This is a genomic window from Flavobacterium anseongense (genome assembly GCF_021608185.1).
Classification (GTDB): domain Bacteria; phylum Bacteroidota; class Bacteroidia; order Flavobacteriales; family Flavobacteriaceae; genus Flavobacterium; species Flavobacterium anseongense.
The window spans coordinates 248,311-263,019 of record NZ_JAKIHN010000004.1; the positions used below are offsets into that span (position 1 = coordinate 248,311).

Below are 14,709 nucleotides of genomic sequence, written 5' to 3' on the forward strand. Positions count from 1 at the left end.
ATTTATAGTGGAAACTTTTGCAATTGTTTGTTCGATTTTAGGTTTTTTTTAAGTGGCGCTTTATCCTTTTTTGGAAACGTTTTGTCCATTTTCTTAGCATACTTCTCTAAGGTCAAACGCGCCATCAAATAGCTTACTGTTGATTCCGCACCCTGATTTAAATTGACATAATCTTCTTCTAAACCATCATAACAGCCACCAGTGCAAGGATTATAAACAATCTGATTAAGATGATTCTTGCCTAAAAACCAATTGAAAGCAATCTTCATTTTTTTCAAATACTCCTCATCTCCAAAGGCATCATAGAATTGGCTTAAAGCCAAAATGGTATAAGCCACATCTATGGGTTGTTCTCCTCCAATTTTTTGTTTATACGATTCGTCACCATTATGCATCCAGCCTTTATTGGATATGACTTTGATGCTGTCCTCAGTAAATATTTTTGTCAATAAAAAATCAAAAGACATGATAGCAATTTCCTTGTAAATTGAAGTGCCTAAAGTTAAATAAGCACACAACATAGCTTCTGATAAAATGCTGTTGCCATAAGTAAGATAGCTTTCAAACCATTGCCATTTTTCGTTGGCTTCATGTTTGTACATTTGCACCAACTTATCGGCTAAATGTTTTGTAATGAGCATATCGGATGCTGTTTGGTTATTGGCATTGCTGTAAAAAATTCCTTTTATGATAAATGCCATTGCTCTGGGAGAATGTATGCTTGACACATTAGACAAGGATAGTTTCATTACTGCTTTAGCATCTTCAATCAGTTCTTCGGGCAAAATGTCACTATTGGAAATCAAATATCCCAATGCCCAGATAGCTCTTCCGTTTGAATCAGAGAGATTGGTTTCACTATTTTGTTTGGTAAACTTTCCGTTTTTGTCCACATAATTCAAAAAATAACCACCATCGTGCAAACAGTACTTGATGAAACTGAAATACAGTTTTATATAACCTAAATCAGTTTCTTCTTTAGTACTTTCATACTGCTTGCATATCGCAACCAAAGCACGTGCATTGTCATCCAGGGTATAGCCTGATTCTAAATCAGGTTGGTTGATGACAGAGAATTGAATCATTCCAAAATCGGTAGTCAGGTTTTTTATATGATTGAGATTAATTTTTGGAATTTTAAATTTTAATTCGAAGGCATTTTCTGAAAGCATATCAAAAAGGAAAGCATGTGCAATAGCCGAGTTTTCCCAGGCACTTGGCGCTAATTTGTGTATTCCGTTAGCTGAAATAGTTGCGCATAACGCATCATCTTCAATTAGTTCAATGACTTTTCGGGCAAGTTGTTTTGGATTTTCGAAATCGACGATTATGCCGGTTTCGTGCTGTAACACTTCAGTAGCATGTGGAATAGGTGTGGAGATTATTGGACATCCACAACTCAAAGCATACGAGAAAGTGCCACTAACAGCCTGATTTCTATCTTTGGAAGTAAACAAATATATGTCTGTTAACTGTAAATATTCCAACAAATCAGGAAGCGGTATATATTGATTAATGAATTTTACATTGCGTTGTAAATTCAGCGTTTTAATTTTGGCCTCAAGCGTATCTCGATAGCGTTCGCCTTCTTCTTTTATTACAGTAGGATGTGTTTTTCCAATGACCAAAAAGAGTATGTCAGGATATCTTTTTACGATTATGCGCAGCGCACTAATCGTGGTTTCTATACATTTTCCGGAGCTTAGTAAGCCAAAAGTGGCTAAAACTTTTCTGTCGGTTAATTCGTATTTTTCTTTTAAAACGGATTTATCCAAATGCTCAACAAGATGTGTTCCGTGTGGAATGACAGCAATTTTATCGGCAGTAATTCCGTAATCGTTGGTTAGTATTTTGGAAGAGCTTTTGGTCATCACAATGATTGATTTTGCGATATCGTCGATGCTGATAATCAGGTTTTTTAGCACTTCATTCGGTTTAGGTAAAACAGTATGAAAAGCTATTATTATAGGTTTGTTTAGGTTTTGTAAAAAAGAAATGAAATCAGTTTCGTTATTTCTGAACAGCCCAAATTCGTGCTGCACCAATACTATTTGAATACTATTATTTTCATTGATAGTATTGGCAATAATGCTATACGATGCCGAATTGTCTGTTTCTAAAACATAGTTGACTTCTTTTGGATAAACAAGATTTTCATTTTGGCGTTCCAAAGCACAAATGCTCAGTTTGAATGAGTTTCCAAACTTGTTTTTTAGCGCATCCATTAAATCTTGTGAGTAGGTAGCAATGCCGCATTCACGAGGTGGGTAGGAGGAAATGCATAGTATTTCCGGTAGGTTTTCTTTGGTAAAGGGGCTTTTATTTTTCATTTGGAATACTATTTATAATTAATTCTTTTAACAATTCGGATAAACTCATTGAGGCGCAGGCTATTCTTTCATCGGCAGCACCATAGTAAATGTATAGTGTTTCGTTTTCGATTACAGTGCCGGTAGGGAAGCAAACATTGTTCACTTCGCCATTTAGCTCCCATTCTTTCTCGGGCTTAAATAATGGATAAGGCAATCGTGCAATTTCTTTTTGTGGATTTCCTAAGTCTAATAAAGCAGCGCAGGCACTATAAACATAGCCTTTGACAGTATCGCTGACGCTATGGTAAATTACAAGCCAGCCTTGTTCGGTTTCGATTGGAGGGCAGCCGCTTCCCATAAAACTTACTTCATGTTTGTATCTGGGAGAAAGTACAATAGTATCATTGAAATGCAGCAAGTAGTTTTGCCAAAATTCGGTAGTAAGATCAGACAATTCATCAAAGCAAACGATTTGAATATCAGGTTTTATGCGGTGTAGAAAATATAATTTTCCATTAATTCTTCTGGGAAAGAAAACAACATTCTTATCCCAAACAAATACTTTTTTGCCTTTCTTTTCAAGAAGACTTTCGTGTTCGTTATACCGAAGGTATTTCTCATTGATTTTTGCCTTGGTTTGTGCGAGTCGGTGAAACTCTTTAAATGCTATTTGCGGCACGATTAACCCTTTCTTTTCCCAACTAATTAAATCGGTTGAAGTGGCTAGTGCCGCAAGAGCATTAACGCCATCGAAGGCAGTATAAGTGAGATAAAAAAGTTCATCAATTTTAACAATGCGGGGATCTTCAAGACCATGACTTTCATATTCTAATTGTGAAAACAAAACCGGAGTGTCTAATCGTTCTTCAATCAACAGATGATTTTTAAGTTTGCAATAACCAATAGTGGAATAATTTCCTTTGGCTACAGCTCTGTAAAACATATGAATGAATTCTCCATTTCGAATAACAGCCGGATTCAGTACACCTTCTATTTCAAAACCTAATGTAGTTTTTTCTAAAACAATGCCCTCTTTATTTACTGTTATCATGGTAATTTCTGAAGCCTTTTATAAAATTAAAATCAATAATAAGATGATAATGATTATGGCTCCAACAGAAAGATAAACACCATTGTTGCTGGCTTTCATAGTTGCTTTGATTTCTTTAACTTCTTTGCGAAGTTCTTTTTTCTCGGCTCTGGATAAATTCGATTTATCCATGTCTTTGATTTCTTTTAATCGGTTGAGTAATACTTCTGTTTTAGCATCTTCTGCAGCTTTGTTACTGATAGATGTAGGTTCCGGCGTTACAGGGCTGGCAAACGTTGGTACTGTACAAGCCAATGCTAGCGCTACAACTGCCATTCTGAGTTTTGAAATTGTTTTCATAATTTAAAATTTTAAGGATTAATTAAAATTCCCTTTTGCTTTTTTGGTTAGTAAAAAGGATTTGTTTATAAGGATAAATTTCGCACTATTTCAGATTAAGACAGTTATACAAATCTGTCAATAAATTGCATTATTCACACTTTCATTAAATTGCCAATCAATATGTTATCAATAAAAAAAGGCTGCCTTTATGTGGCAGCCTTTTAAAAATAAATTGGGGCAAAATATTTTTATGTCTTAATAAGCAATTTTCAATTCCACTCTACGGTTTTTTGAACGTCCTAATGAAGTTTTGTTATCTGCAATTGGTTTGCTTTCTCCAAAACCGGTTGCTGTTAAATTAGAGTCAGAAACTCCTTTGCTTATCAAATAAGTTCGAACAGAATTGGTACGTTTTTGAGATAAGACCATATTAAATTCATCTGAACCATTACTATCGGTATGGCCATCTATAGTTAGATTGGCAGCATCGTATTTGTTAAGGATTGCAACTAATTCATCTAATAAAACTAACGAGGCAACTTTTAATTTATCACTATTGTTTTCAAAGAAAATTTTACTTCCGATATAAGTGATTCTCACTACGTCTTTTTTGGCAATTTCCGGACAACCTTTGTTTTCTGCTGTTCCTTTTGCATTTGGACAACGGTCATCAATATCGGCTATTCCATCACCATCAGTATCAGGGCAGCCTTTTAAACTAACCGGCCCATAAGTATCAGGACAACGATCTTCGTCGTTATTAACACCATCTTTATCATTATCCATAGCACATCCTGTTGCATCAACTTTACTTCCGGGAGTTGAGTCTGGACATTTATCATCTAAATCAGCTACGCCATCATTATCAGCATCCGGGCAACCTTTTAGCGCAACTGTTCCTCTGGTATCAGGGCAACGATCTTCTGCATCTGTAACTCCGTCATTATCTCTATCAGGGCAACCATTCATAAGTGCATTTCCGGCAACATCGGGACAAGAATCTAAATAATCATATACACCATCACCATCACGGTCTAATGGACATCCTTTTTTATCAACGGAAACACCAGCCGGAGTATCCGGACATTTATCTCTACTATCAGAAACCCCGTCATTATCAGCATCTTTCTTACTTCCGAAATTAAATGTCAATCCGGCCATGTGCATTAAATAGTCGTCTTTTTTACCATTTACGATTCCGTCACGACTATCGTTATTGGTAAATACAAATGTTTCCTGAAGATTAAGTGAAACTACAGGCGATAATCTGAAATTAATACCTCCACCGACTACAGGAAAAGTAGTGTCGATTTTTGGTTTATGAAAGTTAAGTTGTCTGTCAAAAAGAATACCACCCCAACCACCAAATACATAAGGTCTAACGGCAAATTCTGGTCCAATAAGGTTAAATCTTAAATTAATGGAAGCTGAACTGTAATCACTTTTAAATCCGGTAACACCACTGTCATAGCCTAATGTTCCTCGGGTATATAAAAAATTCAAATCCAAATATTTCCATAAATACCTGGAAACACTTAGACCGGCAAAGCCATACATGGTTTTATCAGTTTTGTACCAATCTCTGCCTAAATCTCCATTGTATTGAATGATTCCGCCATGAAGACCAACGTTCCATTTCTTGTCTTCAGTTTGCGCTTTTGTTGTAAGTGTAGATGCCAGGCATATACATAAGAGTAGTAATTTTTTCATGTTTTGTGTGTTTTATTATTTAAGGCAAAGGTTGCTTACATTGGTTGCCATAGTGTTATACAACTATTATTATAGTTTGTGTTATTCACACTTTTTTAAAATTGACAAAAAAAAACCCTGCCGTTAAGTGCGACAGGGCTGGACAATAAGTGTTTCCCACTTACTATCAACTAACCAAAAAATCAACCTAAACATTTTAAATATTTACACTGTATGGCATGTAGTATTCATCGAAGTATTTTAAAGTCACACTATATTTTTATTAGTGACGGCATTGTATTTTTTTTCAGGCACTTGAATATGTGCAATTTCAGGAAATTTGTTTTCCAGTAATTCGACATGTTCTTTTGCATAGTTTGAAAGTAGGGTAAGCGATTCCACTAATTCAAATGTCGTAGCACTTCTCATCAAGATTGGAACGACAATTAAAAGTTCTTTTTCGTACCAATAGATTTTTTTTAATTCATTCATAGCTTCATTATGTAAAGTTTCAGAGATTGGATGTTTTGTGTTATCTACCATTCTTTTAGTCTGGTTAAGGGAAGCCTTGGTGTGATAATTATTAACTCTGTTCTTCATCTTCTTTTCGTTTTTTGAATTTATTTATTTAAAAAAAAATCTAGTACAAAAGCATGTCGTTCGTTTGGAGTCATTTTATCAGTTGGTTCAACATTAATTTTGATATTTTCAAACCGCTTGTCAGCAGAAAGTACATTGAATAGTTCTTCTTTGGCATTGGTTGGTCCAAAAAGAATCACCTGATTGTATTTTTTAATTATGTCTATTAGTTTTTTATAATATTTGGCTTGTTTCTGTAGCTCAACGTTGTGCAGGTGAAGCTCTCCTTTCTGAAGGCTGTTCACTTTTTGCTGTTGTGTAAAATTAGATTCAATGGTTTTTACTTCAACTCCATTGTTAGAATATTCCATCAGGTGCGCCATAGAATGATCCATCCAGATTCCAATTTTTTTTCTAATTGCTGCCATATGTTTTGGTTTTACTAATTTATAATATAGGTTATCATAAATTTATTTTAGTATAACAAAGGTGGCATTACGGGAGGGATAACAGCTTATAAAATTTATTTATTTATTTTAATAATTCACACATTATCAGTTATACTGGGCTTTTACGTTACATTCGGTCCATATACCAATTGAGTTCTTTTTCCATTTTTTGGAATTTAAAAATGTTTGAAATAACTTTTTGCAGACGCACAAAAGCGGTTTCGCTTTTTACAACATAATCATAAGCTTTGTGATGCATGCAACTTATTGCTACTTCTATTTTATCCTGACTGGAAAGCATGATTACCGGAATGCCGGTATTGGTTTCTTTTATTTTATCTAATGTTTGCATACCGTTGATGGCATTTTTGACAATACCATCCAGATGATAATCCAATACAATAACATCCGGTTTTTTGTCCAAATTCCGAATGCACAATTCTCCTGTAGAGAAGGTTTCTATTTCAAAATCGGCATGGTTGAGAAACTGTACTTCAAGTGATTTTAAAAAAACAGCATCATCATCAACAAGAAAAAGTTTAATCTTTTGTTCAGTTTTCATAACTTATTTTTTAATTTAATTAATTCATTTTCTAATTCTATAAACGATTGAAGACAAACATTTTCAAGTTGTATTACCAAATCATTCAACTCAATGGAAAGCTCTAATTTTTCTGCATATTCCTGAATTTTATGAACCAGTTCGGTATATTGCATATGAATTCCCATTATGGCAAAAGAAGGGATTAACTTGTGGGCTGTGGCTTTTAATAACTGCCAATCCTTATCCTTGAAACTTTGCTTCATCGAAATTAATAACGGCGGTGTTTGTTTAAGATATACCTGAATCATTTCGGTCATTAATTTTGGGTTGGCTTTGGTGAGCTGATTCAAATAACTCAAATCGACATATTTTATAGTCTGGGTTTGTTTGTTTCCCTTGATTTCGTTTTCAATGATTGCCACCGGTTTTTTTATAAAACTTATTAATTTGCTGTATAACAAACGCTCGTCAATAGGCTTAGAGATGTAATCGTTCATGCCGACTGCTTTGCATTTGGTCACATCTACTGTAGTGACATCGGCAGTCAGGGCTATAATTGGAATAGTCAGTTTCATGGTTTTTCTAATGTGTTCTGTAGCATCAAAGCCATTCATTTCAGGCATTTGTAAATCCATTAAAATAATGTCATAGGTGTTTTTTTCCAGTTTTTCAATGGCGATTTTACCATTAACCGCGATTTCACATTCAAAGCCAAAATCATCCAGAAGTGTTTTCATTAATAACTGATTCAGTTCCATGTCTTCCACCACCAATATTTTGGCGTCTTTTATTTCAGCATCGATTTCCAGAATTTCGGGCTCTAGTACTGCTTGAGCATTGGTTTTTTCAAAGTATAAAACAAAACTGAAAGTAGAACCAATGTTAATGGCACTTTCCACATCAATTGTTCCGTTTTGGGCTTCTACCAATTGCTTTACAATAGCTAACCCTAAACCCGTACCGCCAAATAAACGTGAGGTGCTGCTGGTAGCTTGTTGAAAATTCTCGAATATTTTTTCGGTTTTGGTATTACTTATTCCTATTCCTGTATCTGCAATTGAGAATTTTACAGCTACATCTTCATCGGTTTCCGAAACTAATTTTACGCTGACCGTGATTTTTCCATCGTTGGTAAATTTAACAGCATTGCTCACTAAATTAAGAATGATTTGATGCAAACGAACCGGATCTCCAACTAATACATCGGGAATTTCATTATCATAATGGGTTAGCAGTTTTAAGTTTTTCTCATGTATTTTGGCTTCAAAAAGGTGAAGCATGGCTTTGATAGACAATTTTAGTTTGAAAGGTGTTTTTTCAAAAGTCATTTTTCCCGCATCTACTTTGGCCAAATCGAGTATGTCGTTGATAAGTACAATTAAGGCGTCACCGCTTATTTTAATAGCAGTCAGGTATTCCTTTTGCTTGGCTGTCAATTCGGTTTTGAGTACTACTTTTGTAAATCCTATGATAGCATTCATAGGAGTTCTGATTTCGTGACTCATATTTGACAGGAACTGTTGTTTTGATTTTAAAGCTTCGTTGGCTTTTATTGTAGCTGTTTCGGCTATTATTTTAGCTTCTTCTGCCATAGAGGAAGCCTGTTCAGCATATGTTTTGGCTTCAATTAATTCTTTTTCAGCTTTTTTTTGTTCGGTAATATCTCTGGCAACGACCACAGCTCCAATCACATTATCATTTTGATCTTTATAAACAGAACCGTTAAACAGCACCTGAACCAATTCACCATCAGTAATTACTAAAGGATAATCAATTACGAATCCTTTTTCAAAAACCTCTTCATAAATTTTTTTGGCTTGTTTGGGTTCGGTAAAATAATTAAAAAAGTCAGACCCAATTAGTTCTTCTTTTGAAACTCCGGTTACCTGAACAGAAGCTTGGTTGGTATCGGTAATCTTTCCTTTAGGACTAATGGTAAACAGAGGGTCACGACTAGCCTCTATAAGGCTTAAGGAATAGTGGGAAGCTAGTTTAAGAGAGTAATTATAGGCCTCGAGTTCTTTGTTTTCAAAGACCCTTTTTTCTTTTTCCTGATTCTGAAAAGCCAATGCTTTGTTTGCTGCAACCAATTCGGCTGTGGTTTTCTTTTGTACGGTGATGTTTATAAAAGAGATTAAAGAACAATTTTTTTCCTGATATTTCATATCCTGAATGGAAACTAAAAACCAGAACGGTTTCCCTTTTTTATTTTTCAAAACAATTTCTATTGTGTTAACAACATCTTTGTTTTTTAATTGTAATTCCATTTTCTTCCTAAACTCCGGATTGATGATGTACAATTCAGCTGATTTTTTGCCAATAATTTCTTTTTTGGTATAGCCAAAATATTTTAGGAATGATTTATTTACATGTAGAAACTGAGTTGTTTTAGTATCAATAAAAATCATACCGATAGCACTGTTTTCAAACATGTCAAAAAACAAATCGTTGGATTTGTTCTTCCTGTCTTCCGTTAGTTGGGATAAACTCATTTTTTTTTGAATTAAGATAAATTTCCCACTTCTTCTATTGGGCTTCGTCTTTTATTTTTTAGCAATTTGAAATGCGAAGGTGACAAGCCGGTTACTTTTTTAAACTGGGTTGATAAATGAGCTACGCTACTGTAGTTCATTTTCCAAGCTATTTCAGTGATATTCAGCTCGTCATATATTATTAACTCTTTGATGCGCTCAATTTTATGTAAAATCAGGAATTGTTCGATAGTAATGCCTTGTACTTCAGAAAATAAGTTAGCGAGGTAGGTATAATTTTGATCTAATTTTTCACTCAGGTATTCTGAAAAATTTTTTTTGAGCGGTTCATCAAGATGATGTACCATTTCAATTATTGCAGTTTTTATCTTTTCTATGAGTATGGATTTCTTATCATCCATTAATTCCAATCCTGATTCTAATAATCCAGTTTTGAGCAGTTGTCTTTTTTCGGGAGTGATGTCTTCCATAATATCAACAACGCCCAAGTCGATTATTATAAAATGGAGTCCCAGTTTTTTTAATTCGCCTTTCACCATCATTTTGCAGCGGTTGCTGACCATATATTTTATGTAAAGTTTCAAAGGAACGTATTTAGGCATTCGGTCAAAGGTGCTCCTTTAAATCAAATTGCCATTGTATAATACTCGAATTAAATTGTATAATTCACACATCATCAAGGTTATTGCGTTTTTTGTCTTTGAGGTTTTTGAAAAAAGTGGGGGTCAGACCGGTCACTTTTTTAAATTGTGTAGATAAATGGGAAACACTGCTGTAATTCATTTTATAGGATATCTCAGTAAGGTTTAGTTCATCATAGAGCAGCAGTTCTTTGACCTTTTCGATTTTGTGGGCAATGATGTAGTGTTCGATGGTAATTCCTTTAACTTCAGAGAAAATATTGGCCAAATAGGTGTAATCGTAGCCCATAGTTTGGCTGATGTATTCGGAAAAATTTACTTTGGGTAATTCGTCGCTGTAATGGATCATTTCGGTAATGACAATTTTTATTTTTTCAATAAGCACTGCTCTTTTATCATCCATCAATTCTAAACCCGACCCCAGTAAAGCAGTTTTTAATTTTTCACGCTTTTCGAGTGTAATATTCTCCATGATATCAACCACACCAAGTTCAACTGTAGTATAATGCAGCCCTAGGTTTTTTAGTTCATCTTTGACTACCATTTTGCAACGCAAACTGACCATATATTTGATGTAGAGCTTCATTTTTTGTAGTTTATTTGAAAAGCACTTAAGTGTGCTTTCAACAGTAAACTCAGTTTTTTACTTTATCTTTCAATAACAACGACTTTTTTTTTTTAAGAAATAAATAGTATTATGAAGTTTTTATTTAATCTTCATAACCACTTTTGATTATGGTGGAAATCATTTTAAATTGTTGGTTAGCGTTAAAGCTATGCTGGGCATGCGCCGGGATGATAATACCTTCACCTAAGCCTAGTTTATGGACCTTGTTTCTGATGATAACCTCGGCTACTCCGTCGATAATTTGAATGTAATTATCAAATGGTGATGTTTTTTCAGCTAATTCTTCACCGGCATCAAATGATGATGCTGTAATATTACCAGTTGTTTTTTTGATAATCGTTTTGCTTACCACTGCGTTGGGTATGTATTGAATGATTTCAACAATAATGTGCGATTTAGATTTTTCAAGTTCCGAAGTATCCATGATTTTTGTTTAGATATTAAATAATTATTTCATAAAAATGGTTTTATTTATGATAATAAATATCTGTAAAGGTAGAACCTTTAAAACGATTGGTGTTGTATATTCGGATAAATCATTTTTAAATTCATGATTCATCTTTTGTGGCGCGAACTAAACTGATGCCTGATGCAAAAAATATAATGCCAAGTACACCATAGATAATAAGTGTTTTAATATCTCTTGTGCTTTCGGTAGCTGATAGAAATACCTGTGCTGCATATATAAGACTCACGATTCCTAATACGGTAAGTAAAGCTCCAAAAATTCTTTTAATGTTCATTTCTATTGATTTAGGTGGTCAAACAATTGTTAAATAATCTAACTCCAAAGGTTAGTCTTTTTTCAGGAACAGACCTTGTATAATGTTATCATTTATTTATATAATTCACAGTTTTATAAAATATTTAAATAATTGAAATAGAGTGTTTTACAATATGGGAATTATGGAATAATTTCAATTAATTTTAAAAGTATATACATCTACTTTTGTCCCGTATCCTTCTTAAAGGCATGTTTTATACACCAAAAAACATTGATTTTTTAAAAACATGTTGATTAACTGATTTTACCGTATTTAAACGATAATACGGATCACTTCCCTTAAAAAAGAAATTACAAATGCAACTATTGAAGGTCAATAGTATGTTTAATTTTAAATGTTTAATTATGAAAACAAAATTAATTTACTGCTTATTCGTAAGTATGTTTTTGGGAATGTTTCAAAATTCAGCTCAAAATTGTACAGGTTTTACAACCTATTCAGTGGGCGGATGGGGAGGCCAATGCCACGGCGGCAATGCAGGCTGTTATCGGGATGCTAATTTCGATGCAGCCTTTTTAGATGGAATCCGGATTGGGAGTGAAACCAATTCAATTACTTTAACCTCTTCAGCAGCAGTTAAGAGTTTCCTTCCCTCGGGTACAACTGCAAGGGCTTTGGATGCAGGAACTTTAGTAGACCCAGGTAATACCTATAAAAATGTATTAGCCGGACAATTGGTCGCTTTGACGTTATCCATTGGATTTGACGCCTATGATGCTAATTTTTCTACAAACACTCAATCATTAGCCAGTTTAGAAATTGCCAGCGGCACCTTTGCGGGCATGACTGTTGGAGAGTTTTTGGTAATAGCCAATGCAACAATTGGAGGAACTGTAACGGGATACTCTTTTTCAGAGTTGAATGTAGCCGCTTCAGCTATCAATCTTAATTTTGATAACGGGACTGTAGATAATGGTTATTTAACTTGTGATACAATATTGCTTGAACCACTGACACTTGTTCTGACACATCTATGTAATAGCAATCCTTCAGGTGGACAAGAAAGTATCACTGTTAGTGGTGGAACAGCACCTTATACGTTTTCACTCTCAAATGGAGCAACTTTAGTTAGCTCATTTCAAACCGTTATTTTTACAGGCTTAACTGCCGGAACGTATTCAGTTACAGTAACAGATGCTTTGGGAGCAATGTCAACAGGGACAGACTCATTCACCATCGCATTGCCTAATCCAATAATTCCAACTGTAGTAACTACTAATATCTCTTGTTTTGGATTGAATAATGGAAGTGTGACAGTTACTACTACGGGAGGAACATTGCCACATACAATACTTTGGTCTAATGGAAGTACTAATTTTTCAATGAATAACTTAGCGCCGGGGACTTATACTGCAGTTATTACTGGAGCTCTTGGTTGTACGGTGAATATCTCTGCAACAGTAACTCAGCCCTTGTTATTTTCTAACACATATGTTTTTGCCAATGCCACTTGTTGTACCGGAAATAACGGTACTATATTAGTGACGCCGGCAGGCGGAACAGCACCTTATACTATTTTATGGTCTAACGGGGCTACTACCTTTTCTTTGGATAATTTAGTTGCAGGAACCTACACTTATGTAGTCACTGATGCTAACGGTTGTTCCACAAACGGTTCAGTCCTTATTCGTGCAGTACCTACTTTAGGAAGTACTTTTGTAGCAACTTCCGCTACTTGTAATAATAACAATGGTACTATAACCGTAACGGCTACAGGCGGAACTTCACCTTATACTATTTTATGGTCTAATGGAAGCACTGCTTTTGCATTGACAAACTTAACCAATGGTACTTATTCGTATACCATTACAGATGCTAACGGATGTCAAACTAATCAAACGGTCAATTTGGTACCATTGGCACCAACATTAGTAAGTACTTATGTGACTACTTTGGCTACTTGTGCCGGTAATGATGCTACCATAACAGTAACCGTAGCCGGGGGAGCTCTACCGTATACTATTTTGTGGTCTGATGGTAGTACCACCTTTACAATAGGAGAGTTAGCCGCAGGGACATATACTTATACCGTTACAGATGCAAATGGATGTCAAATTCAAGGAACAGTAACTATTACGAGTCTTCAGACTTTAGTTGCGTCAGCTAATTCTTCAAATGTAACCTGCTTTGGAGGAACTACAGGAAGTGCAACAGCAACTGCTACACTAGGAACAGCTCCTTATACCATTTTATGGTCAAATGGCGCAACTACATTTACAGTTAATAATTTAGCAGCAGGAACGTATACTGCAGTTGTAACAGATGCTAACGGATGTACTGCAAACGTAAGTGCTACAGTAACTCAGCCAGCAACTGTTTTATCTTCTACGAATACCTATGTTAACGCTACGTGTTGTACCGGTAATAATGGTGTTGCTAATGTGACTCCTATTGGAGGAACTGCTCCATATACTATTTTATGGTCTAATGGCAGTACTGCTTTTTTACTTAATGATCTAGTTGCGGGAACCTATACTTATGTAGTAACGGATGATAATGGATGTACAACTAGTGGTTCAGTAATTATTCGTGCAGTACCTATGTTAGTAAGTACATTGGTAACAACTCCGGCAACTTGCGCTGGGAATGATGCTTCAGTAACCGTAACTGCTACTGGGGGAACGATGCCTTACACTATTTTATGGTCTAACGGAAGTACTACATTTACAGTTAACAATTTAGCAGCAGGAACATATACTTATGTTGTTACAGATGCTAATGGATGTCAAGCTAACGGAACGGTAACTATTACAACTATTCCGGTTTTAGTAGCTTCAGCTACTTCCACCAATGTAAACTGCTTTGCAGGAAATAATGGAAGTGTAACGGCTACAGCTACAGGTGGAACTGCTCCATATACCATTTTATGGTCTAATGGAAGTACTACATTCACAGTTAACAATTTGTTAGCCGGAACGTATACTGCAGTTGTAACAGATGCTCGTGGATGTACTGCAAACGTAAGTGTAACAATCACGCAACCGGCAACGGCTTTAGCTTCTACAAACACGACTACAAATGTTTCTTGTTTTGCAGGAACCAACGGAAGTGTAACAGTAACGGCTACAGGTGGAACAGCTCCATATACTATTTTATGGTCTAATGGTGGCACTACATTTACAGCAAACAATTTAACAGCTGGTACTTATACCGCAGTTATCACAGATGCTCGTGGATGTACTTCAAACGTAAGTGTAACAATCACGCAACCGGCAACA

Annotated in this window: 13 protein-coding genes; 1 reads left to right on the plus strand and 12 read right to left on the minus strand. The window is 35.2% G+C overall.

The window, feature by feature from the left end:
• Positions 1–2: 2 nt before the first annotated feature.
• The 12 genes from L1S35_RS08030 to L1S35_RS08085 form a co-directional block, all read right to left on the minus strand.
• Positions 3–2,330, minus strand: a complete 2,328-nt coding sequence (locus tag L1S35_RS08030; protein WP_236399039.1) for a glycosyltransferase — start codon at positions 2,328–2,330, stop codon at positions 3–5.
• Complete coding sequence (locus L1S35_RS08035) at positions 2,320–3,363, minus strand: glycoside hydrolase family 130 protein (RefSeq protein WP_236399041.1); 1,044 nt, start codon at positions 3,361–3,363, stop codon at positions 2,320–2,322. The genes L1S35_RS08030 and L1S35_RS08035 overlap by 11 nt, the downstream gene beginning before the upstream one ends.
• Before the next feature lie 18 nt (positions 3,364–3,381).
• Positions 3,382–3,702 carry a hypothetical protein gene (locus L1S35_RS08040; RefSeq protein WP_236399046.1) on the minus strand — a complete coding sequence of 107 codons (321 nt, stop codon included), beginning with the start codon at positions 3,700–3,702 and terminating at the stop codon, positions 3,382–3,384.
• A 237-nt stretch (positions 3,703–3,939) separates the two neighbouring features.
• Positions 3,940–5,394 (minus strand): OmpA family protein, encoded by a 1,455-nt coding sequence (locus tag L1S35_RS08045; protein ID WP_236399050.1) that lies wholly within the window; start codon positions 5,392–5,394, stop codon positions 3,940–3,942.
• A 246-nt stretch (positions 5,395–5,640) separates the two neighbouring features.
• The gene (locus L1S35_RS08050; RefSeq protein WP_236399054.1) at positions 5,641–5,973 is read right to left on the minus strand and encodes a ferritin family protein; all 333 of its coding nucleotides are present in this window, start codon (positions 5,971–5,973) and stop codon (positions 5,641–5,643) included.
• A 20-nt stretch (positions 5,974–5,993) separates the two neighbouring features.
• Positions 5,994–6,380 carry a hypothetical protein gene (locus tag L1S35_RS08055; RefSeq protein ID WP_236399056.1) on the minus strand — a complete coding sequence of 129 codons (387 nt, stop codon included), beginning with the start codon at positions 6,378–6,380 and terminating at the stop codon, positions 5,994–5,996.
• Between the two features lie 148 nt (positions 6,381–6,528).
• Complete coding sequence (locus L1S35_RS08060) at positions 6,529–6,963, minus strand: response regulator (protein ID WP_236399058.1); 435 nt, start codon at positions 6,961–6,963, stop codon at positions 6,529–6,531.
• Entirely contained in the window at positions 6,960–9,437 is a 2,478-nt protein-coding gene (locus L1S35_RS08065) for a PAS domain S-box protein (protein ID WP_236399060.1), read from the minus strand. Before L1S35_RS08065 ends, L1S35_RS08060 begins: the two co-directional genes overlap by 4 nt.
• Before the next feature lie 11 nt (positions 9,438–9,448).
• Complete coding sequence (locus L1S35_RS08070; RefSeq protein ID WP_236399078.1) at positions 9,449–10,000, minus strand: helix-turn-helix domain-containing protein; 552 nt, start codon at positions 9,998–10,000, stop codon at positions 9,449–9,451.
• Positions 10,001–10,103: 103 nt separating this feature from the next.
• Entirely contained in the window at positions 10,104–10,664 is a 561-nt protein-coding gene (locus L1S35_RS08075) for a helix-turn-helix domain-containing protein (protein ID WP_236399062.1), read from the minus strand.
• A gap of 124 nt (positions 10,665–10,788) precedes the next feature.
• Positions 10,789–11,130, minus strand: coding sequence for a cupin domain-containing protein (locus tag L1S35_RS08080; protein ID WP_236399065.1), 342 nt, complete (start codon positions 11,128–11,130; stop codon positions 10,789–10,791).
• A gap of 124 nt (positions 11,131–11,254) precedes the next feature.
• Positions 11,255–11,449 carry a hypothetical protein gene (locus L1S35_RS08085; RefSeq protein WP_236399067.1) on the minus strand — a complete coding sequence of 65 codons (195 nt, stop codon included), beginning with the start codon at positions 11,447–11,449 and terminating at the stop codon, positions 11,255–11,257.
• A 386-nt stretch (positions 11,450–11,835) separates the two neighbouring features.
• Here L1S35_RS08085 and L1S35_RS08090 point away from each other — a divergent pair.
• The coding region (locus L1S35_RS08090; RefSeq protein ID WP_236399069.1) for a beta strand repeat-containing protein at positions 11,836–14,709 on the plus strand (2,874 nt) is incomplete at its 3' end.

Coding starts and splice junctions, on each gene's coding strand:
- L1S35_RS08040 (WP_236399046.1), bottom strand. CDS start 3,702: ATGAAAACAATTTCAAAACTCAGAATGGCAGTTGTAGCGCTAGCATTG.
- L1S35_RS08060 (WP_236399058.1), bottom strand. CDS start 6,963: ATGAAAACTGAACAAAAGATTAAACTTTTTCTTGTTGATGATGATGCT.
- L1S35_RS08080 (WP_236399065.1), bottom strand. CDS start 11,130: ATGGATACTTCGGAACTTGAAAAATCTAAATCGCACATTATTGTTGAA.
- L1S35_RS08070 (WP_236399078.1), bottom strand. CDS start 10,000: ATGGTCAGCAACCGCTGCAAAATGATGGTGAAAGGCGAATTAAAAAAA.
- L1S35_RS08030 (WP_236399039.1), bottom strand. CDS start 2,330: ATGAAAAATAAAAGCCCCTTTACCAAAGAAAACCTACCGGAAATACTA.
- L1S35_RS08085 (WP_236399067.1), bottom strand. CDS start 11,449: ATGAACATTAAAAGAATTTTTGGAGCTTTACTTACCGTATTAGGAATC.
- L1S35_RS08055 (WP_236399056.1), bottom strand. CDS start 6,380: ATGGCAGCAATTAGAAAAAAAATTGGAATCTGGATGGATCATTCTATG.
- L1S35_RS08035 (WP_236399041.1), bottom strand. CDS start 3,363: ATGATAACAGTAAATAAAGAGGGCATTGTTTTAGAAAAAACTACATTA.
- L1S35_RS08065 (WP_236399060.1), bottom strand. CDS start 9,437: ATGAGTTTATCCCAACTAACGGAAGACAGGAAGAACAAATCCAACGAT.
- L1S35_RS08075 (WP_236399062.1), bottom strand. CDS start 10,664: ATGAAGCTCTACATCAAATATATGGTCAGTTTGCGTTGCAAAATGGTA.
- L1S35_RS08050 (WP_236399054.1), bottom strand. CDS start 5,973: ATGAAGAACAGAGTTAATAATTATCACACCAAGGCTTCCCTTAACCAG.
- L1S35_RS08045 (WP_236399050.1), bottom strand. CDS start 5,394: ATGAAAAAATTACTACTCTTATGTATATGCCTGGCATCTACACTTACA.